This window comes from Maribacter stanieri (genome assembly GCF_900112245.1).
GTDB classification, from domain to species: domain Bacteria; phylum Bacteroidota; class Bacteroidia; order Flavobacteriales; family Flavobacteriaceae; genus Maribacter; species Maribacter stanieri.
Map to the genome: position 1 here is coordinate 120,986 of NZ_FOYX01000003.1, position 23,638 is coordinate 144,623.

General features: G+C 33.7%; 17 protein-coding genes. 10 read left to right on the top strand and 7 right to left on the bottom strand.

Annotated features, from left to right (window positions below; genetic code table 11):
* Nucleotides 1-6: 6 nt before the first annotated feature.
* From BM296_RS14420 to tsaD, 5 genes are all read right to left on the bottom strand, one after another.
* Nucleotides 7-1,188, bottom strand: coding sequence for a THUMP-like domain-containing protein (locus tag BM296_RS14420; RefSeq protein WP_091903978.1), 1,182 nt, complete (start codon nt 1,186-1,188; stop codon nt 7-9).
* A gap of 7 nt (nt 1,189-1,195) precedes the next feature.
* Nucleotides 1,196-2,296, bottom strand: a complete 1,101-nt coding sequence (locus tag BM296_RS14425; protein ID WP_091903980.1) for an AI-2E family transporter — start codon at nt 2,294-2,296, stop codon at nt 1,196-1,198.
* A gap of 3 nt (nt 2,297-2,299) precedes the next feature.
* Nucleotides 2,300-2,950: a DUF4159 domain-containing protein gene (locus tag BM296_RS14430; RefSeq protein WP_091903982.1), complete on the bottom strand. Its 651-nt coding sequence runs from the start codon at nt 2,948-2,950 to the stop codon at nt 2,300-2,302.
* A 72-nt stretch (nt 2,951-3,022) separates the two neighbouring features.
* Entirely contained in the window at nt 3,023-3,730 is a 708-nt protein-coding gene (locus BM296_RS14435) for a 16S rRNA (uracil(1498)-N(3))-methyltransferase (protein ID WP_091903984.1), read from the bottom strand.
* Between the two features lie 17 nt (nt 3,731-3,747).
* The gene (gene tsaD, locus BM296_RS14440) at nt 3,748-4,776 is read right to left on the bottom strand and encodes a tRNA (adenosine(37)-N6)-threonylcarbamoyltransferase complex transferase subunit TsaD (RefSeq protein WP_394365309.1); all 1,029 of its coding nucleotides are present in this window, start codon (nt 4,774-4,776) and stop codon (nt 3,748-3,750) included.
* A gap of 65 nt (nt 4,777-4,841) precedes the next feature.
* On the opposite strand from tsaD, the gene BM296_RS14445 reads away from it, so the two are divergent.
* From BM296_RS14445 to BM296_RS14460, 4 genes are all read left to right on the top strand, one after another.
* The gene (locus BM296_RS14445; protein ID WP_317041553.1) at nt 4,842-9,299 is read left to right on the top strand and encodes a translocation/assembly module TamB domain-containing protein; all 4,458 of its coding nucleotides are present in this window, start codon (nt 4,842-4,844) and stop codon (nt 9,297-9,299) included.
* A 158-nt stretch (nt 9,300-9,457) separates the two neighbouring features.
* On the top strand, nt 9,458-10,444 hold the full coding sequence (gene pfkA / locus BM296_RS14450) for a 6-phosphofructokinase (protein WP_027066468.1): 987 nt from the start codon (nt 9,458-9,460) through the stop codon (nt 10,442-10,444).
* Between the two features lie 24 nt (nt 10,445-10,468).
* A complete protein-coding gene (gene gap / locus BM296_RS14455; protein WP_091903988.1) occupies nt 10,469-11,470 on the top strand; it encodes a type I glyceraldehyde-3-phosphate dehydrogenase in 1,002 nt (333 codons plus the stop codon).
* An 87-nt stretch (nt 11,471-11,557) separates the two neighbouring features.
* Nucleotides 11,558-12,409, top strand: a complete 852-nt coding sequence (locus tag BM296_RS14460) for an N-acetylglucosamine kinase (protein ID WP_027066470.1) — start codon at nt 11,558-11,560, stop codon at nt 12,407-12,409.
* 3 nt (nt 12,410-12,412) lie between these two features.
* Here the strand turns inward: BM296_RS14460 and BM296_RS14465 are convergent, their stop codons facing one another.
* The gene (locus BM296_RS14465) at nt 12,413-12,793 is read right to left on the bottom strand and encodes a RidA family protein (protein ID WP_027066471.1); all 381 of its coding nucleotides are present in this window, start codon (nt 12,791-12,793) and stop codon (nt 12,413-12,415) included.
* Nucleotides 12,794-12,812: 19 nt separating this feature from the next.
* Nucleotides 12,813-15,494 (bottom strand): putative LPS assembly protein LptD, encoded by a 2,682-nt coding sequence (locus BM296_RS14470; protein ID WP_245787044.1) that lies wholly within the window; start codon nt 15,492-15,494, stop codon nt 12,813-12,815.
* A 179-nt stretch (nt 15,495-15,673) separates the two neighbouring features.
* Here BM296_RS14470 and BM296_RS14475 point away from each other — a divergent pair, with 179 nt between their 5' ends.
* The 6 genes from BM296_RS14475 to BM296_RS14500 all read left to right on the top strand — a co-directional run bounded on the left by BM296_RS14475 (nt 15,674) and on the right by BM296_RS14500 (nt 23,623).
* Complete coding sequence (locus BM296_RS14475) at nt 15,674-16,966, top strand: N-acetylmuramoyl-L-alanine amidase family protein (RefSeq protein WP_091903991.1); 1,293 nt, start codon at nt 15,674-15,676, stop codon at nt 16,964-16,966.
* Nucleotides 16,967-17,013: 47 nt separating this feature from the next.
* Nucleotides 17,014-17,988: an MlaD family protein gene (locus BM296_RS14480; RefSeq protein ID WP_091903993.1), complete on the top strand. Its 975-nt coding sequence runs from the start codon at nt 17,014-17,016 to the stop codon at nt 17,986-17,988.
* A 5-nt stretch (nt 17,989-17,993) separates the two neighbouring features.
* Nucleotides 17,994-19,319, top strand: a complete 1,326-nt coding sequence (locus BM296_RS14485) for a 4Fe-4S dicluster domain-containing protein (RefSeq protein ID WP_091903995.1) — start codon at nt 17,994-17,996, stop codon at nt 19,317-19,319.
* 8 nt (nt 19,320-19,327) lie between these two features.
* A complete protein-coding gene (locus tag BM296_RS14490) occupies nt 19,328-20,119 on the top strand; it encodes a (Fe-S)-binding protein (RefSeq protein ID WP_027066476.1) in 792 nt (263 codons plus the stop codon).
* Between the two features lie 17 nt (nt 20,120-20,136).
* Entirely contained in the window at nt 20,137-20,619 is a 483-nt protein-coding gene (locus BM296_RS14495) for an ABC transporter ATPase (protein ID WP_091903997.1), read from the top strand.
* Between the two features lie 94 nt (nt 20,620-20,713).
* Complete coding sequence (locus BM296_RS14500; RefSeq protein ID WP_027066478.1) at nt 20,714-23,623, top strand: serine hydrolase domain-containing protein; 2,910 nt, start codon at nt 20,714-20,716, stop codon at nt 23,621-23,623.
* The last annotated feature ends 15 nt before the right edge of the window (nt 23,624-23,638 follow it).

A 23,638-nucleotide genomic window follows, 5' to 3' on the forward strand; every position in this document is an offset into this window, starting at 1 on the left:
TAAGGTTTAAAAGATTTGCGAACAAGAAATAATCGCATAATTATCATTGATATTTGTAGTGCAAAATAGGTAGTTCTCGCCACCGTCTTTAATACCTAATTTTTTTCTAATATTAATAACGGAATCAGGGAAATTTCTAGTTGTAACATTTGCTTTTTTTATACCTGATTTTTTGAAGGATTTCTTAGAATAGTCATATGTATTTTTCATTTTGAAAATGCGACCAGGAAAATCAATTAATTGATCAGAAGTATAAAGGTGCGAATTTGGGTGTATTTTGTGAAGATTATAATTTGTGCCCAAATATTGAAAAGAGCCAGATTTTAAAATAGCGGCATTTGGTTCATATATATAGGTCAGTGGTTGAGAATAAGAAACTAAGGCATTTTGTTCTTCGCTTAATTTAAAACTGAATTGCTGTACTGTGTCGGATTTATAATTAAGTGTTTTAATTATGGGTTCTAAGGCATATTCCTTTTCTATTACCCAAAGAACTTCCTTTACGTCATTGTTAATAGCAACAATATGAATTTCTTTTACATTCTTTAATTCTCTTAAACCCACTTTTAAATCTAATAAAGGACCGGTTTTAATGAGAATATTTAAAGTTTTCGAAAATAAAAAATCCAAATGAGTTGTAACATCTGGTTCGCAGTCAGATAGGTAGAAGACTTTTTTATTATCCTTATCTCTTCTAGACGGATCAATATATATCCAATCAAAAGTTCTATTGCTCTTTTTTAGAAATGATAAACCATCGGAAGAATAACATTCTATATTTTCTCTTTTCAACTGTTTAAAGTTATGAGCGGCAATTTTAGATAAGTCATCATTTTTTTCAATATGAAATACATAATCTAATTTTTTGCTGAAGGCAAAGCAATCAACACCAAAACCAGCGGTAATATCAATTAGGGTTTTACCGATTACAAGTGATGCTTTGTAATTTGCTGTTATCTCAGAGGAAGTTTGAGAAAGATTAAGCTTGTTGGGGTAATATATATTATCTGTGGCAAACCAAGTGGGAAGTTTGGATTTCGATTTTACTTTAGATTCAATTTGTTCTACTAATTCTTTAGAAGATACATCAGTAAATTTCGATTTAGATAAAAGAATTTTATGAATGTCCATATTAAGGTTATCATAGATAAACTGTTGCACTTCACTAGAGAGTATTTCAAAATTCACCAATGTTCTAAAGATTGTGGGTCAAAGATTTTACTATCTGGTTATCTGATAAAAATTCCTTTAATATCACCTTAATAGCTGTGTAACCAGGTACGGCAACAATCATACCTACAACACCAAACAATAAGCCGGCTATTATAATTACTAAGAATATTTCTAAAGGATGAGATTTTACACTATTAGAGAATATGAATGGTTGCGAGAAAAAATTATCTACCAATTGTCCGAATAAAAGACCTAAAAAAACATAACCTGTTTTAGGAAGAATAACTTCACTGAAGTTTGAACCTAAGTTACTGGTCATTGTAAGAGTTAGCATAATAACACCTCCAATAATTGGACCTATGTATGGTATGATGTTGAATAGGGCGCAGAGAAAAGCGATTACAACCGCATTTTCTATACCTACAATTAAAAGCACAATAGTATAGATAACAAACAAGATGAAAATTTGAAGCAACAGACCAACAAAATACCTAGATAGCAGTCCATTGATTTTTATTAAAGAATTGGTGGTTCCTTTCTTTTTTGTTTTAGGAATAAAAATTAAAAGTCCATGTTCAAATAACTTGCTGTCTTTTAAGAAGAAAAATGAGATAAAGAGAACTGAAAACAAGCTAATACTCGCTGTACTTAGTACATTCAAGAAGGAATTTAAAAAGTTGGGTATAAAACCAATATCCAATCCTTCTAAAATATTCTTTTCAAGACCGGCATCATCAATAACGTCTTCAACAATATGTGATGAAAGCCCTAAATAGTTAGTGATTTGATGATACAATGTGTTTAAGCTTGTTTGTAATTCATCAATGTCTAATAGGGATAAATTTTTACTTTGCTCGGATAACAATGGAATAAATAGTGCGACAATACCGGCTAAAACTCCTACCATTAAAAGCATTGTAATGATGACGGCAAGTATATTAGGTAATTTAAGTTTTAACCTAAAAAAACGGACTAACGGACTTCCTATTAAAGCAACGACAGCTGCGATGGCTAAATAGGCCAAAACGGACTGTATGGTGTAGAGAAAATAAATTAAGATAACAATACCTACTATTACCCCTATGGCTCGTAAAATGCCTTGTGAAATTGTCTTTGAAGTCATTGGTTAATTTTTAAAAGCGTAGGTTATAATATTTGCACCCATTTGTAATGCTTTCTCCCTTGTTTCAGGAGTGTCGTTATGTACGGTAGGATCTTCCCATCCATCACCTAAATCTGATTCAGAGGTGAATAATAATACAATTCTATTATTATGGGAAATGGCAAATGCCTGCGGGCGTTGGCCATCATGCTCATGAATTTTTGGTAATCCCTTTGGGAAAGAATAACTATTTTTAAAAATGGGGTGCTCAGATCCTAACTCTTCTAAAGTTATTTCAGGAAATAGTCTTTTTATTTCTCGGGTAATATATGGTTTCATGCCATAATTATCATCGATGTGTAAAAAACCGCCAGAAAGAAGATAGTTTCTCAAGTTCTCTAACTCTTCATCTGAGAACACAACATTACCATGACCTGTCATATGTAAAAACGGGTATTGAAAAATTGAGCTATTACCAACTTCTACAGTTTCGGGTTTAGGGGATAAGGTTGTGCCAATATTGTTATTGCAGTACTTTATTAAATTGGGTAAAGCTGTAGGGTTGGCATACCAATCACCGCCACCTTGATATTTCAAGATTGCTATTTCTTGCGCGTTAATAGGCACGTTTGATAGTACTATGAAAAAGATGAAAGTTGAAACAATTTTTTTCATAGTCAAATCTACAAAATTAGACGGTCTTAAAAAGAAAGGATTATTTGTTCAATAATAGGTGTCATATTTTGATTACCCATTATTAATTGAAGCAACTATTGTGCAAGCGACAATTGCTGCCGTTTCTGTTCTTAATCTTGTAGTTCCCATAGCTACAGGTGCATAACCTTTTGCTAGGGCATTTTTAATTTCATTCGGTGAAAAATCACCTTCCGGACCAATTAAAATTGTGACATCTTTATCTGCGGCAACCCTTCTTTTTAACTCATGACGCTCGCTATCTTCGCAATGAGCTATAAATTGCAGCCCAGTAACTGGCTTATCTAAAAAATCAGAGAGGTTAATTGGTTCATTTAACTTGGGTAAATATGTTTGTAGGGATTGTTTCATGGCAGATTCTAAAACCCTGTGCATGCGTTCTAACTTTAATACTTTACGCTCAGACCTATCACAAATTATAGGAGTTATTTCGTCTACACCTATTTCGGTTGCTTTTTCTAAAAACCATTCAAAACGATCGTTCATTTTTGTAGGAGCAACAACCATATGTAGCCAATGAGATTTAGCATGCGTTTTTTTTGAAGAAATGAGCTCAACCTTACACTTCTTTATATGATCATCGATTATTTTAGCTTCAAACAAATAGCCATTACCATTGGTGATCCATAATTCATCACCATTTTTTTTTCTTAGTACTTTAATGATGTGCTTACTTTCATTGCTGTCAAAAGTGAATGAAGTATCGGTGGCTTGTATGTTTGGGTTGTAAAATAGTTGCATAGAATTTTTCGTTTAAATCAAGAAATTACATATCTGGCTTTTGCCGTAATATCTTGATCGGAAAAAGATTCGTTTTTGTACTTGTGATACCCTACAATACCTATCATAGCAGCATTATCTGTACAGTATTCAAATTTGGGTATATATGTTTTCCAACCATATTTGGTCTGGGCTTCTATTAGTGTTTTTCTAATACCAGAATTAGCAGAAACACCACCACCAATTGCAATTTCTTTTATACCAGTTTGTTTGACTGCTTTTTTAAGTTTTTTCATCAAAATGGTAATAATGGTGTATTGAATTGATGCACAAATATCCTCTAAATTGTTTTTGACAAAATCAGGGTTTTCCTTTGTGTTTCTTTGAATAAAATAAAGAATATTAGTTTTTAATCCGCTAAAACTAAAATCTAATTCTTTGACATTAGGTATTGGAAACTCAAACTTATAAGGGTCACCGTTTGCTGCATATTTATCTATTAATGGTCCGCCAGGGTAGGGTAGCCCTAAAATTTTTGCGCTCTTGTCAAAAGCTTCACCAACGGCATCATCTAAGGTTTGTCCTATGATTTTCATATCAAAGAAATCGTTCACTTGAACAATTTGTGTATGCCCACCACTAATAGTCAAAGCTAAAAAAGGAAATGCAGGTGCCTTCATGGTCTCATCATTTATAAAATGAGCCAAAATATGGGCTTTCATATGGTTAACTTCAATAAGAGGTATGCCTAAACCTAACGATAAAGATTTTGCAAATGAAGTACCTACCAATAAAGATCCCATTAGTCCAGGTCCGCGAGTAAATGCTATGGCTGATAATTGTTTTTTATCGATATTTGCTTTGGCTATGGCTTGATGAACGACAGGGACTATATTTTGCTGATGTGCTCTTGAAGCCAGTTCAGGGACGACCCCTCCATATTCTTTATGAATAGCCTGGGTAGCCACAACATTACTGAGCACTTTATCGTTCATTAAAATTGCCGCAGAAGTGTCATCGCAAGAAGATTCTATAGCAAGTATATATATTGTTTCGTGTTCCAACATTTTTGGAATAAAATTTGAATAACAAAGGTAAAACATAAAGACCTATCAAAAAACTGAGAAAAATATTGGTTAGAACATTATTGGTGCTTTTGCTGATATGTGTTTTAGGTACCATCATTTTTTCATTGCCAATGGTACAAACCTTATTGGCACAGTTTGCTACGAAAAAAATTAACGATCAATATGGTACTCATATTAATATAGACCGTTTAAAAGTTTCATTAATTTCTTGGAATACAGGTTTAGAAGGTGTTTTTATAGAAGATTATAAAAAAGACACGCTCTTCTATGTAAATGAGCTTAAAACTTCCATTTTAAGTATTGGAAATTTAGCCCAAGGTAATTTGGAGTTTGGTGATATTTCTGTAGATGAATTAAACTTTAAACTAAAAACATATTTTGGAGAAAAGAATACCAATTTAGAGGTCTTTGTAGATAAACTTGATGATGGTAAGCCAAGGGCACCTGGTACTCCGCCTTTTAGATTATCTTCTTCCTATATAGCTATTAAAAAAAGTAGGTTCAAATATATCGATGAGAATTTAGAAAAGACCACTGTTTTAAATTTTGATAGTCTAAATATTAATGCCGCAGATTTTTTAATACTTGGACCAGAAGTTTCAACAGATATTCAAGAAATGTCCTTTTTTAGTAACCGTGGACTGAAAGTAGATAGGTTAGCTACTAATTTTAAGTACACGAAACAGCAAATGCGTTTTGATTCTCTAAAGATAAAAACGCCACTTTCAGCTTTAGATGGTAATCTGGTATTTAATTACAACCGTGAAGATTTTAAAGACTTTTTGAATAAAGTAAATGTTGTAGCAGATTTTAAGGAGTCTAAGGTAGCATTTGACGAAATCAACTTGCTTTACAATGAATTTGGTAAAGGAAAAGAAGTAACTTTTAATGCGAATGTAAACGGAGTATTAAATGATTTGAATACCGATAATCTCTTTTTGTTTTCTGATGATACAGGTATACGTGGAGATTTTAATTTTAAAAATTTATTCAGCAAACAAAAGCCATTCAGCTTAAATGCTGAAATGAAAAACGTAACCAGTAGTTATTATCAATTAAATGCATTGTTGCCTAACTTAATAGGTAATTCACTGCCATCTTCTTTTAGTAAATTAGGGCAGTTTACTATCCGTGGTAATGCTTTTATCACAAACTCTTCTGTAGATGCCAAAGTAAACTTGAATACTGCGGTTGGTAGTAGTTATGCCGATATTGTTTTGAGTGATTTTAACAACATTGATAATGCAACGTACAAAGGTTTTATTTCTTTAATAGATTTCGATTTAGGTGATTTTACAGAGAATAAAAATTTAGGAAAAACTACTTTAGATTTTAATGTAGAAGGTAAGGGTTTCATTAAAGAGAAGTTGAATACGGAAGTAATCGGACAGATATACTCTATAGAATTTAATAATTATAATTATCAAGATTTACGGGTTTCTGGTATAATTAAAGACCAGTTGTTTGATGGTTCTTTAGTGAGTAATGATGAGAATTTCAAATTCGATTTTAAAGGGTTGGCAAATGTTGCCGAAGCCAGAAATAACTTCAACTTCATTGCATCTGTAGATTATGCCGATTTAAAAAAATTGAATTTTATTAAAGATAGCGTTTCTGTGTTTAAAGGAAATGTTAGTATGGACATTACGGGTACTACGCTAGATAATATTGTGGGTGATATCAATTTTACCCAAACTAGTTATCAAAATGTAAACGATACTTATTATTTTGAAGATTTTGCCGTAACCTCTAGTTTTGATAGTGAGCGAGCACGGACAATTAATATTAATTCTCCTGATATTATTACCGGTTTTATGAAAGGTAATTTTAAAGTACGCGAATTGGGTAAACTTGTGCAAAATTCATTGGGTAGTATTTATACAAACTATAGGCCTTTTCAAATTTCAGACGGTCAAAGCCTTTCCTTTAATTTTAAAATTTATAACAAAATTGTAGATGTATTTTTTCCAGAGGTACGGTTTGATCCAAATACTTTTATAAAAGGAAATATTGTTGCTGATGAAGGGGACTTTAAGTTAAATTTCGAATCTCCAAGCATAGAAGCTTTTGGTACTGCTGCAGATAATATTGAGGTTAGAATAGATAATAAGAATCCGCTGTTTAATACATTCGTTTCTGTTGGTGAGTTAGATACACCTTATTATAATTTCAAAGATTTTAACCTTATTAACACTACTTTAAAAGATACGCTATTCTTTAGGTCTGAGTTTAAAGGAGGTAGTAATTTTAATGATTCTTATAACCTGAATTTCTACCATACATTCAATAAAGACAATAAGTCTGTTATTGGTCTTAAAACGTCAGACGTTAATTTTAAGGGTAATAAATGGGTATTAAATAAGGATGGTGATACCAAGAACAAGGTTATTTTAAATAGGGCATTAGACAGTATTACAATTCAGGAAATTGTAATGAATAATGAAGAAAAAGAACAAATTCGGTTGAAAGGTCAGTTGGCAGATTCCACCTATAAAGATCTTCAATTGCAATTTAAAATAGTCTCTTTAGATAAAATAACACCAGTCATTGATAGCCTTAAGCTACAAGGCGAGGTCAATGGTACTTTAAATGTTTTGCAGAAAGACGGTATATATTTGCCTTCCTCTAATCTGAATATAGAAAAGTTTGGCATTAATGATATTCCTCTTGGAGATTTAGCCATAAGTATCATTGGTAATAAGGATTTATCAGAGTTTCAAGTTAATTCTCAATTGTCAGACAATGGGCTTGAAAAGTTTAGTGTAGTTGGTAGTGTAGAGAATAAAGGAGACGTGCCTAGGGCAAATTTAATTGCCAATTTTAATAACTTCGGATTAGAACCCTTTAGTCCATTAGGGGAGGGTGTTATTGATCGGATTAGAGGTGATATAGATGGTAGGGTAAGTATACAGGGTAATGTGGATAACCCTAGTTTTAACGGACTCCTTACTTTAGATAATGCCGGTATTGCAGTGCCTTATCTGAATGTGGATTATGGTTTTGCGCCAAGGTCTAGGGTAATACTTAAAGATCAGACATTCGACTTTGAAAATATAGCTTTAGAAGATGTAGCTAAAGGTACAAGAGCAAATTTAGACGGAACCATTACCCACAGTTTTTTTAAGGATTGGGTATTAGACTTAAATGTGGACACTAAAAATGATCGATTCTTAATTCTTAATACCGAATTTAAAGAGGGAGATTTATATTATGGAACTGGTTATTTAAACGGAACAGGGCGTATTTATGGTCCAACTACGGCCTTAAATATTACTGTTGATGGTGCTACTGCTAAAGGAACTTCATTAAAAATTCCTTTAAGTGATGTGGCTAGTTTAGGTGACTATTCATTTATCAATTTTATAGAAAAGAATGATGAGAAAAGAATTGAAGGTCAGCGTCAATTAAAAGATTATCAAGGGCTTGAGCTAGAATTTAACCTTGATGTTACACCAGATGCTGAAATTGAAATTGTAACTGATACTAAAACCGGAAGCGCATTAAAAGGTACGGGTGTTGGTATTATTTTGATACAGATCAATACCAACGGTAAGTTTGAGATGTATGGAGATTATGTTGTTGTTACGGGAGAGTTCAATTATAAATTTGGCGGTATAATAGATAAGAAGTTTAAGGTGGAACCTGGTGGAACTATTAATTGGGATCAAAAGCCCTTAGAAGCCATTCTTGATATGGAAGCGGTTTATTCTTTAAATGCCAATCCTGCACCGTTACTTGATGATGCCGGTTTTACACGTAGAATTCCAACAGATGTAATTATAAGTTTAACAGGGCAACTTCAAAGTCCAGATATTGATTTTGGAATTGATTTTCCCGGTACTAACTCAATTGTGAAATCAGAATTGGAGTATAGATTACAAGATCCAACAGTAGAAGAAAAGAATGCCATTTTTCTATTGGCACAAGGTACGTTCGTGAATTCTCAAAGTGGAATTAATCAACAAGCAATTACGGGTAATTTGGTGCAAAGTGCTTCCAGTATCTTAAATTCTATTTTAAGTGGTGGTAATGATAAATTCAATCTTGGTTTGTCTTATGAACAGGGAATACTAGATAGGTCTGCAGATATAGAAACCGATGACCGTATAGGTGTTACAGTGTCCACACAGATTTCAGATAGAATTTTATTCAACGGTAAAGTAGGGGTTCCGGTAGGTGCATCTAGCGAAACATTGGTTGCAGGTGATTTTGAAATACAAGTTTTGTTGAATGAAGAAGGTACCTTAAGTGCGAATTTCTTTAGTAGACAAAGCGAGATTCAAGCATATTTATCCGATCAGCAAGGGTCTACACAAGGTGCTGGTTTGTCTTACGAAGTAGATTTTAATAATTTTAGAGAGCTTTTTCAAAAAATATTAGGAACAAAACCAATTGAAAAAGTGGAGCCCTTACCTGTAAAAGAAATTGAAACCCCATCTTCTGTAATGGGCAATGATAGTTTAATTCGTTTTTACGATAAACCAAAATCATTGAATCAGTAGGTTATTTCATGATTATTGTTAATTAATAAACAACTTTAAGAGTTTAGGTTAGAATGTGTTAACACGAAATCCTTTTCGTTGATTTTTTCTTAAAATGAGTCTCATCTTTATTCCTTTTTAGCATAAGATTTCTTACTTTCGTTGGCTTAAATTTTTCAATGTCTTCAGAAATAAAAAAAATAGCGGTACTGACTTCAGGAGGTGATTCTCCAGGCATGAATGCTGCCATAAGATCAGTAGTTCGTACATGTGCCTACTTAAAAGTGGATTGCGTTGGAGTCTATAGAGGGTATCAAGGTATGATAGAGGGCGATTTTAAACCAATGGACGCCCGTAGTGTAAATAATATAATTAATAAAGGTGGTACTATACTTAAGTCTGCCCGGTGCGATGATTTTAGAACTCCAGAAGGTAGAAAAACAGCGCATGAGCAATTACTTAAAGCTGGTATAGATGCGTTTGTTGTAATTGGAGGTGACGGTAGTTTTACTGGTGCAATGATATTCAATAGAGAATATAATTTCCCCGTAATAGGTATACCTGGTACTATTGATAACGATATTTTCGGAACCACGTTTACCTTAGGTTTTGATACCGCTTTAAATACGGTAGTAGAGTGTATCGATAAAATTAGAGATACAGCTAGTTCTCATAACAGACTTTTCTTTGTGGAAGTTATGGGTAGGGATGTTGGCCATATTGCATTAAATGCAGGTGTTGGTGCTGGTGCGGAAGAAATTCTGATTCCGGAAGAGAACTTAGGTTTAGATAGATTGCTTGAATCTTTAAAGAGAAGTAAGGAATCTGGTAAGTCTTCTAGTATCGTAATCGTTGCGGAAGGTGATAAATCTGGTAAGAACGTATTTGAACTTAAAGAATACGTTGAAGAACATTTACCAATTTATGATGTTCGTGTATCTGTATTAGGGCATATGCAAAGAGGAGGAGCTCCTTCTTGTTATGATCGTGTACTAGCTAGTAGAATGGGAGTGAAGGCTGTGGAAGCTTTGTTAGAGGGGAAAACTAACTTAATGGTTGGTATCCAAGACAACAAACTGACATTGACGCCTATTAATAAAGCAATCAAAGGACATACTAAGATTGATAAGGAACTTATTAGAGTTTCAGAAATAATGACTACATAATATTAAATAATAAAAATAGAGAAAATGTCAAATTTGAAAATAGGAATAAACGGATTCGGTAGAATAGGTAGATTGGTCTTCAGAACAACGGTAAAACGTGGTGATGTTGATGTAGTAGCTATCAACGATTTATTAGATGTTGAGCACTTAGCTTACTTATTGAAATATGATTCAGTTCACGGTAAGTTCGATGGTACTGTTGAGGTAAAAGATGGTCACTTAATCGTAAACGGTAAAACTGTTCGTATTACTGCTGAGAGAGATCCTAAGAACTGTAAGTGGGATGAAGTTGGTGCTGATACTGTTGCTGAATGTACTGGTATTTTTACAACTTTAGAAACTGCTCAATATCATATTGATGGTGGTACTAAAAAAGTTGTAATTTCTGCTCCTTCTAAAGATGCCCCAATGTTCGTAGTGGGTGTAAACCATAAAGATGTTAAAGCAACGGATACTATCGTTTCTAATGCTTCTTGTACTACAAACTGTTTAGCGCCTTTGGCTAAAGTTGTTAATGATAACTTTGGTATTGAAGAAGCGTTAATGACAACAGTTCATGCGACTACTGCAACGCAAATGACAGTTGATGGTCCTTCTAGAAAAGACTGGAGAGGTGGTAGAAGTGCAATGTTGAATATTATACCTGCATCTACAGGTGCTGCGGTTGCAGTAACTAAAGTAATACCTGCATTGAAAGGAAAACTTACTGGTATGGCTTTTAGAGTGCCAACTGCAGATGTTTCTGTAGTAGATTTAACAGTGAAAGTTAAAAAAGAAACATCTTTAGAAGAGATTAAAAAAGCTTTTAAAGCAGCTTCTGAGGGTGAATTAAAAGGTGTATTAGGTTATACTGAAGAGAGCGTTGTTTCTCAAGATTTTATTGGTGACCCTAGAACTAGTATTTTTGATGCTGGTGCTTGTATCGAATTGAACTCTAGTTTCTTCAAGTTAATTTCTTGGTACGATAATGAAGCTGGTTTCTCTAATAAAATGGTAGACCTAATTCAGCACGTTAACACGTTATAACCTTCATTTTAGTATAACATAGATAATACCTGAAAATGAGGCTTTTTTTCCTTATTTTCAGGTTTATTTTTTAAAGACATTCGGTATATGATTTTAATAGTAGATAGTGGTGCAACCAAGTCAGATTGGATTGCTTTGAATGAAAATGGCGAACAACTTTTTTTGACACAAACTTTAGGTTTGAGTCCAGAAGTGTTGACAAAAGATGTTATCGAAGATCGCCTTGCAAATAATTTTGAGCTTTCTAAAAATAGAGATAAGGTATCTCACCTTTACTTCTATGGTGCAGGTTGTGGAACCGATCGTATGAAATTGTTTTTGAAAGGCATTTTCAAAGACTTTTTTCCTAACGCAAAAGCAGATGTTAAAGAAGATACTTATGCTGCCATATTTGCTACAACAAAAGTTGGTCATCAAGGTATCGTTTGTATTTTAGGTACAGGTTCTAACTGTAGTTATTATGATGGAAATCAACTTTTTCAGAAAGTTACATCATTAGGCTATATACCTATGGATGATGGTAGTGGTAACTTCTTTGGACGTAAATTAATACGTGATTATTATTTCCATAAAATGCCTGCAGATTTAGCTCATAAATTTGCAAAGCAACACGATTTGGATGCCGATGTTATAAAAGAAAACTTATACAAACAGCCAAACCCAAATACTTATTTGGCAACATTTGCTAGATTTTTGATTGAAAACAAAGAGCATCCTTATGCTAAAGGTGTTATTGATAAAGGTTTTCAACAGTTTATAAATAACTATGTTATGCAATTTGAATTGGCAACTAAAGTTCCAATCAATTTTGTGGGTAGTATTGCGCATTATCTAAGAGATGAATTAACATCTGTATTACTTAGAAACGATTTAATAGTGGGTGTTATTAGACAAAGACCTATTGAAGGTCTTGTAGATTTTCACCGTGCCAACATGTAAATCTTATTTTACAGCAATCATAGAGATTTCAACATTTACAAATTTCGGTAAATTTGCAACCTCTACTGTTTCTCTTGCAGGTGCTGTTTCAGCATTAAAATAAGAAGCATATATTTCGTTTACTTCAGTGAACTGATTCATGTCACTAAGAAAGATAGACGACTTAACAACATTTTCAAAGGTCATTTCAGCTTCGGTTAAAATGGCCTTTAAATTTTCCATAGATTGTTTGGTTTCAAGCTTGATGTCTCCAGAAACTAATTCGCCACTTTTAGGATTCAAAGGAATTTGACCTGAAATATATAAAGTCCCATTGCTTAAAATTGCTTGATTATACGGTCCTATAGGAGCAGGAGCATTCTCTGTATTTATTACTTTTTTCATGTTGTTTAAAATTTAGGGATTAGTTTTGACTTCTGTTTTCCCATTTAAGATCTTTAAGAATAGAAGAATCTATACCAATAAAGAAATACCATCTTTTATAAGTTCCAAATGGTGTCCAGTTAAAACGCATGGTAAAACTTTTTAGATCTCTTTGAAAACGTAGCTGGGTTAATGTAAAACCTTGATTTTTAAAATCGTAACCGGAAGAACCACCTACAGACCAACGTGGTGCAAGTTCTATATCGCCTGAAAACATTAGGGAATGACTGCTAAATTCATTTTGTCGCGCAGAGTTACTATAATTAGCGGAATATGCTAATCTAAAGTTCCAAGGGATTTTTGTCCCGAAAATGGGGTTTTCTACATCGGAATCTTTTTCGCCTCTTTTAACAGGGTTGGAATTGAAATCATCTGCCCTACCAAAAAGATCATCATCTCTACCACCACTTTGAGCTACATAATCAAAAGGGTCCTCTTCTTCTTCGTCTCTATTCTTATCATCTTTCTTACCGAACATTTCACTGCTTATAGAGTACGAAACGTTTGCATTTGCTCTTGTAAGTCTAAAGAGGCTACCTCCATTATCTATGTTGAAAGTATTTATTCTAGTTCCATTGTTATCAATAGCATAAGGGTCTAAGCCAGCAGAAAAGTTAATCGACATTTTATTGTCAAGAATATTGGTACCACCATTAATGCTTAAAGGGTTTAATCGTAGGGAATCAGATTCAAAATTATACCCAGTTGAAATATTGAAATTGCTTAATAATGATATTTTCTTAGGTTCTGTTTTAGTGGAATCTTTATCTTTTACCTTTGCTTCTAAAGTATTTGCCAATGAAAAACTTAAGCTATTAGATTTGCCTAAAGATGGTGCTCCATTTAATGTCCCTTGAAAACGACTATATTGTACTTCAACTCCATCTTCATCTAAATACTCATCATAAAACTGTTCAAAAGATGGGGCATAGCCATAACTTATAGATGGTCTTACGGTATGTCTAAGTGCTTGAAACTTTTTGTCCTCACCAAAAACATATGTTCCGTACAGCGTGGTACCAATACTTGCGCTAAAATTATAGGTGTTGTAACGGTCAAATCCACTAATGGAATCTATAACCACCTCTTCCAAATCATTGTCATAGCTTCTGTTGTAGGTCTCTAAAGCCCAAACATCTTCATAATTACCACCGACACTTACACTGAAAAATTTAGCTACTTTAAAGTTTGTAGCTATTGGTATACTGTGGCTAACACCTGCACGAGCATTATCAAACATTTTACTGGTTAAAAAATCTTCATCATTGGTGGTAAGCCTGTTTTGGGCATTTACGCTATACTGAAAATTGATGTTATCTATAATTCCCTTTTTTATGCCATCACGCTTTACGAAAGGGTAAATACGCTCTACACTTGCTTGAAAAGTAGGTAAGGTCATGGTAATATTATCTGTGTCAGACTCTGTAGCTGTTGCTGAAGTCAGTTGCGAATGTGTAGCGGTTAAACTCATATTCACCGACGGATAATTAGGGAATGTTTTTGAGTATGAAATTGAAGATGATAAAGTATTATTCTGTGTGTTAGGTAAATTTCGTTGTTGTAAAGAATTTCTATAATACTCACTACTACCTAAGTTTACAGATGCAGAAAATCTTGAATTAGGACTTGATTTAGTATCCTGTGAATGCGAAAATTGAATATTATAATTACGTGATAAACTATAATCGCTAAAACCTTTTTGACTGTTAACTTGATTTTCGAATCGTAAGTTTACATTACCTCGATATTTATATCGTTTTGTATAAATAGAAGCTGTTCTGAAAGCATAACTACCATTTGTATAAAAATCTCCTGAAAGTGTAACATCGGCATAATCACCCAATGGTACATAGTAGCCCATATCTTGTAGAAAATAGCCAGTGTCTGGGTCGTTACCAAAAGAGGGCATTAAAATACCAGCAGATCTACCTTGAGAAAGAGGGAAATAAGCAAAAGGCATTGCAATAGGGGTAGGTACATCTGCAATATATAAATTACTGAAACCCGCAATAACCTTTTTCTTGGGTACGAATTTTGCCTTTCTTACCCTAATGTAATAATCCGGGTTTATAGTATCTGTCGATGTGGTAAGTTTACCTTCGCTTAAGAAATAAACAGAATCATTTTCTTTTTTGGTAATCTCTGCATATACCTTCATGGCATCACTGCCTAAAGCACCTGCGGCAGCTTGTTGTTCCGTTCTTGAATTCCAAATTAAGGCTTTTTGTGTATCGAAATTAAATCGTATAGAATCTGGAATAACAATGTTTGAACCTTGTTTGAAATAAGGTAATTGGGAATAATTACCAAGAGAATCTACCATTCTACCAGCATAAACTTCATTTTTAATGTAGTCCATGATGATGATGCCAGCTTTAAGTTCGGTATCTTGATAATAGATTTCTGCTTCGTTGTATAGATATATTTTATTTTCTTTCTGGCTTAGTTTAACGTAATCCTTTGCTTTATATGTAATTTTATCTAATAGCAAAGGTTGTTTTTGATTGAGAGAATCTGATGCTAGCGAATCTGTTGCTGTTGAGTCTTTTAAAGCCTCTGGTGGGAATAATGGCGCGATTATTGAATCTCTTTCAGCAGTTATTTTAAGAGGCGTAATTTTACCTTCTTGACCGATAGCAGAAAAAGCACCGGCAAGAACCATGAATAGGAAAAGTAAGTAATGTTTGTTTGATTGCAAGGCTATATATCCTATTTTTGTAAAGGTTTGGCGGTCCAATGAGCCGTTGTTTAAGATGTCAAACTTACATATATTTTTTAATCTCTATATAGGGTCTTACAATAAATTTAACCATAATAAGGGCGATATAATCCCTAACACATATGAAAATAAAAGTCTTTAGCATTGCATTAGTTTCAATAACAGCGTTATTACTACTGTCTTTTTCGGTTTCTGAACAAGAAGTGAAATCAGATGATCCTTTTATTGTTGTATTAGATGCGGGGCATGGTGGTCATGATCCAGGAAACTTAGGTAATGGTTATTTAGAGAAAAAAATAGCTCTTAATATAGTTTTGAAGGTTGGTGAGATTCTTTCTAAAAACAAGGATATTAAAGTAATCTATACACGTAAAGATGATACTTTCATAGATTTATACGTTAGGGGAGAGGTAGCTAATAAAGCAAATGCAGATTTGTTCGTTTCTGTGCATTGCGATTCTCATACCTCCGATGCTCATGGAGCCGGTACTTTTGTATTAGGACTTCATGCTAACAAACAAAATTTTGAGATAGCGAAGAAAGAAAACTCCGTTATCTACTTAGAAGATAATTACGAAAACAGATATGCGGATTATGATATTAATTCACCAGAATCTGTTATCGGACTAACTATTATGCAGGAGGAGTTTTTAGATCAAAGTGTTGCGTTGGCGACGATGATCCAAGATAATTTTTCAAACAAACTTAAAAGAACAGATAGAAAAGTTAAGCAAGCAGGTTTTATAGTTTTACATCAAACTTTTATGCCAAGTGTACTAGTGGAAACTGGATTTTTAACGAATAAAGATGAAGGAGCTTATTTAAATTCTACTAAAGGGCAGAATGATATGGGCGATGCTATTGCGAAAGCAATTTTACATTATAAGGAAGGTGTTAAACCAACTATAAAGAATGTAGAAACTAACGTTGCCAAGCCAAACGCACCACCGATTAAGGAAGAAATTGTAGAAAAAGCAGAGGAGAAAAAAGAAATTATAACAGAGGCAGTTGAAGAAAAAGTTGCTGAAGTAAAAAAGCCGGAGGTTACTAATACTCTGCCTAAAGTTGAAGAACCAAAGAAAGTAGTGGAAGTGCCAGCGGTTAAGGTGAAAGAAGCTATAGATGCTAATGAAGTAGCGAAATCTATTGTTTTTAAAATTCAATTAATGGCTAGTAGTAAAAATGTAGCTCTTAATCCAAGTAATTTTAAAGGACTTTCTAATCTTTCTCAAGAACCGTATAAAAATCTATATCGCTATATGTATGGTGAGACAAGATCATTTAGAGAGGCTAAAATGATGCAAACTCAGGCAAAAGAAAAAGGTTACTCGTCAGCATATATTGTGGCTTATAAATTAGGTAAGAGAATTCCAATTCAAGAAGCAATAGACGAGGTTTCTGAATTTACTCCATAAAGTGTAAATATTATTCATAATTTTGAGTATACTAAAAATATAATTTCTTGAAACTATCTAGAGAATTAAAAACAGGTATTATTGTTATAGGTGGCATATTACTGTTCATCATGGGATTCAGTTATCTGAAGTCGACCCCAATTTTTGACAACAGTAAAACCTTCTATGCTATTTACCCAAATGTTGGCGGATTACAATCTGGTACAACCGTTTCTATTAACGGTTTTAGTGTTGGTAAGGTAAACGATATTAAGTTTTTAGATGAAAAAGGGAATTTGTTGGTGACATTTACTGTTGGCAATGACTTTAAATTTTCAAAAGGCAGTACCGTTGAATTATACGATACAGGTATTATAGGTGGTAAAGGCTTACAGATTAAACCCGTTTTTGATCAAGTAGAGGCTCAATCTGGCGATACTCTGCGAACAGAAACAAGACCTGGTATTACAGATTTGGCTCAACAAAAGTTAAATCCATTAGTCCGTAAGGTAGAATCTGCCATTTCAGGTGCAGATTCTGTACTAGTAAACGTTAACTCTGTTTTAGACGAAAAAACTAAAAAAGAACTTAAAGAGGTTATTGGAGGTTTAAATGTTCTAATATCAAATCTTAATAACACGGCCTTATCCTTAAATACCGTTTTAGGAAATAATAAGGAAAAGCTAGATAGCTCAATTGAAAATTTTGAAAAGCTTACTGCTAATTTTGCCAAACTTTCAGATTCATTAAATTCTGCAGGTCTTGGACGAACTTTGGCAAGTCTAGAATCTACAATGGCAAGTTTAGATAAAGTAACAGAGAAAATTGAGAATGGCGATGGAACATTAGGGTTACTAATGAACGATAAGGAAATGTATACTAATTTAAATAATGCATCACGAGAATTAGACTTGCTGCTTCAAGATTTCCGTTTAAATCCAAAGAGATATGTAAATGTTTCAGTTTTTGGTAAAAAGCAAAAAGAGTATGAAGTTCCAGAAGATGATCCTGCTGCAAGTTCTATAGAGAATAAAGAAGATTAATTTATATGCAATATCTCCCTAATATTATTTTCATAATCCTACTTATTGTAGGTGTTGGTTTTTTTGTAAAGAATATTTCAAAGTTAAGACGCAATATATTTTTAGGTAAAGAAGCCTCATTAACTGATAATAAACCACGGCGTTGGAAGAACATGGCAAAGATTGCTCTTGGGCAATCTAAAATGGTTGTACGCCCAATTGCAGGTGCATTACATATCATAGTATATATTAGTTTTGTCATTATTAATATTGAAGTTCTAGAAATAATTTTAGACGGTATTTTTGGAACCCATAGGTTATTTGCTGTTTTAGGTCCTGTCTATAGTTTTTTAATAGGATCTTTTGAAATTTTGGCTTTTCTAGTCATTGTTGCTGTTGTAATTTTTTGGATAAGAAGAAACGTAATTAAACTGAAACGTTTCTTTAAGCCAGAAATGGAAGGATGGCCTAAAAAAGACGGAAATCTAATTCTTTATATAGAATTGGTATTAATGTTATTGTTCTTAACTATGAATGCGGCAGATTATCAGTTGCAACAAATGGGGGCGGATCATTATGTAGCTGCTGGGTCATTTCCTATAAGTAGTTTTATCGCTCCAATTTTTGAGAACGTATCTGTATCTACATTGATAATAATAGAACGTACAGCATGGTGGGCACATATTGCCGGAATTTTGTTTTTTCTAAACTACTTATATTACTCAAAGCATTTACATATTCTATTGGCGTTTCCAAATACATACTATGGAAGACTAACACCAAAAGGACAGTTTAAAAATTTACAATCTGTAACGGATGAAGTTCGTATGATGATGGATCCTGATGCAGACCCATATGCTGAACCTGCGGAAGATGCGGCAGTTCCAGATAAGTTTGGTGCGTCTGATGTACAAGATTTGAGTTGGGTACAACTTATGAACGCCTATACGTGTACCGAATGTGGTCGTTGTACTAGTGAGTGTCCTGCAAATCAAACTGGAAAAAAATTATCTCCTCGAAAGATAATGATGGATACACGTGATCGATTAGAGGAAGTAGGTAAAATAATTGATGAGAATAATGGCGAGTTTAAAGATGATGGCAAACAATTATTAAACGATTATATCTCTCCAGAAGAATTGTGGGCATGTACATCTTGTAATGCCTGTGTTGAAGCTTGCCCAATCAGTATTGATCCATTATCTATTATTATGGATATGAGACAATATTTGGTGATGGAACAATCTGCTGCTCCTACAGATTTGAATAACATGATGGGTAATATTGAGAATAATGGAGCACCTTGGCCATTTAACCAAATGGACCGTTTAAATTGGAGTAAAGAATCTTAAAGATAAATATGGCAAGTGAATTAAAAGTGCCTACAATGGCAGAGTTTTTTGCGTCGGGAACTGTACCGGAAGTTTTATTTTGGGTAGGTTGTGCTGGTAGTTTTGATGATAGAGCAAAGAAGATAACGAAAGCTTTTGTTAAGATTTTGAACAAGGCAAATGTATCTTTTGCAGTTCTTGGGACTGAGGAAAGTTGTACCGGAGATCCTGCAAAACGCGCGGGAAATGAATTCTTGTTTCAGATGCAGGCGGTAACAAATATAGAGGTTTTAAATGCCTATGAAATAAAGAAGATTGTTACAGCTTGTCCACATTGTTTTAATACGATTAAAAACGAGTATCCTGGGTTGGGTGGGAATTATGAAGTAGTTCACCATACACAATTCTTAAAACAGTTACTTACCGAAGGAAGAATATCAATGGAAGGCGGTACCTTTAAGGGTAAGCGCATTACATTTCATGATCCATGTTATTTAGGTAGAGCAAACGGTGTTTATGAAGCTCCTAGGGACTTAATTAGAAAACTGGACGCAGAGCTTGTGGAAATGAAAAACTGTAAGCAAAAAGGTCTATGTTGTGGTGCTGGTGGTGCGCAAATGTTCAAAGAACCAGAGAAAGGTGATAAGGATGTTAATATAGAACGTACGGAACAAGCTTTAGAAACTAAACCGGATATTATTGCCGCAGGTTGTCCTTTTTGTAATACAATGATGACAGATGGGGTTAAGAACAAAGAAAAGGAAGATGCTGTTGAAGTAATGGATATTGCTGAAATGATTGCAACTGCAGAAGATTTATAATACTAAAACAATAAAATTTGCTAGTAGAATTTAATACATTACCCGAAACCGCAAGAGTTTGGATCTATCAATGTAGCCGTTCATTTTCTGATAGTGAAATGGAAGAAATAAGTTTAGATCTTGATACTTTTCTAACATCATGGACCGCACATGGTAATGATTTAAATGCTGGGTATGAAATAAAGTATAAGCGTTTTATTGTTATTGCACTTGATCAAACTACCCAAGGAGCTACAGGTTGTTCTATAGATGCCTCGGTACATTTTATACAAGCTCTTGAAAAGAAATACAATGTACTTTTATTAGATAAAATGAATGTTTCCTATAAACAAGGTGAATTTGTTGCCTATAAAAGTTTATTGGATTTTAAGGCTATGGCAAAGCAAAAAGCAGTTTCTAAGAATACAATTGTGTTCAACAATCTGGTTACCAATAAAGGGGAGTATCTTGAGTACTGGGAAGTTCCTGCTTCTGAGAGTTGGCATGCTCGTTTTCTTTAACATAAATTCTTCTTAAGTATCAGAATTTATTGGGTTTTATCGATGAAATGCAATAATTTCAATCCGTAATAGTTATCTCAGTACATATATTTTTATGCGCTATATTTTTATTCTTATTTGTGGGTTATTTTGCTATTCAAATGCATTTGCTCAAAACCCTTTAGTGACCAAAGACAGTATTGCCCAACAAGCGTGGGTAGATGGTCAATATGCTCAAATGAGCTTAGATCAAAAGCTTGGCCAGCTATTTATGGTTAGCGTAGCTTCTAATCAAAGCAAGCAGGCTACCGATCAAATCAAAAACCTTATAGTTAAAGAGAATTTAGGTGGTGTAATATTTTCTAAAGGTGGCCCTGTAAAGCAGGCTAAGCTTACGAACAACTATCAAGCAGCATCAAAAATTCCTTTGTTAATTGGAATGGACGCTGAGTGGGGACTTTCCATGCGGTTAGATTCAACTTACGCGTTTCCTTGGAATATGACCTTAGGCGCCATTCAAGATAATTCAATTGTTGAAAAAGTAGGCTATCAAATAGGTAAGCATGCAAAACGATTGGGTGTTCACATTAATTTTGCTCCAGATTTAGATATTAATACCAATCCGAAGAATCCTATAATTGGTAATCGTTCTTTTGGTGAAAATAGAGACAATGTAGTGGATAAAGGTACAGCCTTTGCTAGAGGAATGGAAAGTGCTGGTGTTTTGGCAAATGGTAAACATTTTCCAGGTCATGGCGATACAGAGGTAGATTCTCATCATAATTTGCCTGTAATTCCTTTCTCAAGACAAAGGTTAGATAGTTTAGAGCTATATCCATTTAAGAAATTAATTAGTTCTGGTTTAAGTAGTATTATGGTAGCTCATTTAGAAGTGCCATCTCTTGAAATGAAGAAAGGTTTGCCATCTTCATTATCAGAACAAATTATAACCGGAATCTTAAAAGAAGATTTAGGTTATGAGGGTTTAATATTTACTGATGCCCTTAATATGAAAGGTGTTTCTACTACAGGTAAAGATGGTAGTGTAGAACTTGCAGCGTTCATGGCAGGTAACGATATGTTATTAATGCCAGAGAATATTGTTAGTGCCAAAGAAAAGTTGACTAAAGCGTATGAGAAGGGTAAGTTGTCTGAAGAGCGCTTGGCGTATTCGGTCAAGAAAATATTAATGGCAAAATACAAGGCAGGTTTACACAAGTATAAGCCTATTCCTTTAGAGAATTTATATGAGGATTTAAATAGTCTTGAAGATGATATTATATATGAACAAGCTATAGAGAATGCCATTACAGTTGTAAAGAATAAACTTGATTTACTATCTATTAAAAATCTTGACAATAAAAAAATTGCTTATGTGAAAATGGGTAGTTCTGACAATGAAGCATTTGTAAATGGTTTAAAAAACTACGCAAATGTCACTGTGGTTGAGGCAAATGATATTAATTCACTGAAAATAAAATTAAAAGAATTCAATCTAGTTATTGTAGGTCATCACACCAGTAATGAGAGTCCTTGGAAATCGTATAAATTCTCTACCAAAGAATTAAATTGGTTGCAAGAAATTGGTAATGAGAGAACCTCTAACCTAATCCTATGTGTATTCGCAAAACCTTATGCTTTATCAGATGTAACTTCTTTCAGTAATATAGATGCTGTAGTTATGTCTTACCAAAACAGTGCGATTGCACAAGAGAAAACTGCCGAAATTTTATTTGGTGCAGTAAGTGCAAAAGGCAAATTACCTGTAAGTGCCCACCCAGATTTTCCTGTACAGACGGGTGTTCAGGTGAAATCTTTAAGTAGATTAGGATATAGCATACCAGAACGTGTTGGTATGAGTTCTAAAGGATTAGAGCGAATAGATGAATTAATGGGTAATGGTCTAGATAGTTTAATGTTTCCTGGAGCTCAAGTTTTGGTAGCTAGAAAAGGAAAGGTTATTTACCAGAAAGGTTTTGGGAAGCCTACATATCATTCAAAAGAAAAAATCACCAACGATTATATATATGATTTAGCTTCTCTAACAAAGATATTAGCCACATTGCCTATGGTTATGAAGATGGAGGAAGAAGGTAGAATTGGACTCAATAATACTTTTGAGGAACTGGTTCCAAATTATTCAAATACAGAAATTAAGAACGTAACTGTTTTAAAAGCGTTGTCTCATTATGGACGGTTACCAGCATGGATTCCTTTTTACATTAGAACGTTAGATGAGAATAAAAAACCATCTGGCGAATTTTATAGAAATTCTCCTTTACCAGGTTTTTCTACCAAAGTGTATGATAACTTGTACTTAACCGATGCATACCAAGATTCTATATATAATAGAATTGGAAGACAAGATTTGAAATCTAACAGATACCGTTATAGCGATGTACCGTATTACGTAATGAAAAAAGTGATTGAAGATAGCTATAATCAAAGGTTAGATGGTTTGGCAAATAGTTTTCTGTATAGTAGATTAGGTGCGAATCATACATCTTACAATCCGTTGGAAAAGTTCGAGAAAAAGATGATTGTACCTTCTGAGGAGGATGATTATTATAGATATGGAACTGTACAAGGTTATGTGCATGATATGGGTGCCGCAATGCAAGCAGGAGTAGGTGGTCATGCCGGACTCTTTAGTAACTCAAATGATATAGCTAAGATTATGCAAATGTATCTTCAAGATGGATATTATGGCGGAACTAAATTTTTTGATTCTAGAACAGTAAAGAAATTTAATACCTGTTACTTTTGTGAAAACAATGTGCGTAGAGGAGTAGGTTTTGATAAACCTCAATTACAGCATAGCGGACCCACTTGTGGTTGTGTTTCAAGAAAAAGTTTTGGTCATAGTGGTTTTACAGGTACATATACTTGGGCCGATCCAGAAGAAGAAATTGTTTATGTGTTTTTATCTAATAGAACATATCCATCTGCATCAAACACACTTTTAGTTAAATCTGGGTTAAGAACTAGAATTCAACAGGCTATTTACGATTCAATTCTGAATTAAAAAAGTTAGTTTTGT

Bases quoted from the DNA above. Each gene is read 5' to 3' on its own strand.
- BM296_RS14470 (WP_245787044.1), bottom strand. From the start codon at position 15,494: ATGGTTCTTGCCGGTGCTTTTTCTGCTATCGGTCAAGAAGGTAAAATT.
- BM296_RS14490 (WP_027066476.1), top strand. From the start codon at position 19,328: ATGGCAAGTGAATTAAAAGTGCCTACAATGGCAGAGTTTTTTGCGTCG.
- BM296_RS14435 (WP_091903984.1), bottom strand. From the start codon at position 3,730: ATGCAACTATTTTACAACCCAAACATACAAGCCACCGATACTTCATTC.
- BM296_RS14485 (WP_091903995.1), top strand. From the start codon at position 17,994: ATGCAATATCTCCCTAATATTATTTTCATAATCCTACTTATTGTAGGT.
- gap (WP_091903988.1), top strand. From the start codon at position 10,469: ATGTCAAATTTGAAAATAGGAATAAACGGATTCGGTAGAATAGGTAGA.
- BM296_RS14500 (WP_027066478.1), top strand. From the start codon at position 20,714: ATGCGCTATATTTTTATTCTTATTTGTGGGTTATTTTGCTATTCAAAT.
- BM296_RS14460 (WP_027066470.1), top strand. From the start codon at position 11,558: ATGATTTTAATAGTAGATAGTGGTGCAACCAAGTCAGATTGGATTGCT.
- pfkA (WP_027066468.1), top strand. From the start codon at position 9,458: ATGTCTTCAGAAATAAAAAAAATAGCGGTACTGACTTCAGGAGGTGAT.
- BM296_RS14430 (WP_091903982.1), bottom strand. From the start codon at position 2,950: ATGAAAAAAATTGTTTCAACTTTCATCTTTTTCATAGTACTATCAAAC.
- BM296_RS14465 (WP_027066471.1), bottom strand. From the start codon at position 12,793: ATGAAAAAAGTAATAAATACAGAGAATGCTCCTGCTCCTATAGGACCG.
- BM296_RS14475 (WP_091903991.1), top strand. From the start codon at position 15,674: ATGAAAATAAAAGTCTTTAGCATTGCATTAGTTTCAATAACAGCGTTA.
- tsaD (WP_394365309.1), bottom strand. From the start codon at position 4,776: ATGTTGGAACACGAAACAATATATATACTTGCTATAGAATCTTCTTGC.
- BM296_RS14425 (WP_091903980.1), bottom strand. From the start codon at position 2,296: ATGACTTCAAAGACAATTTCACAAGGCATTTTACGAGCCATAGGGGTA.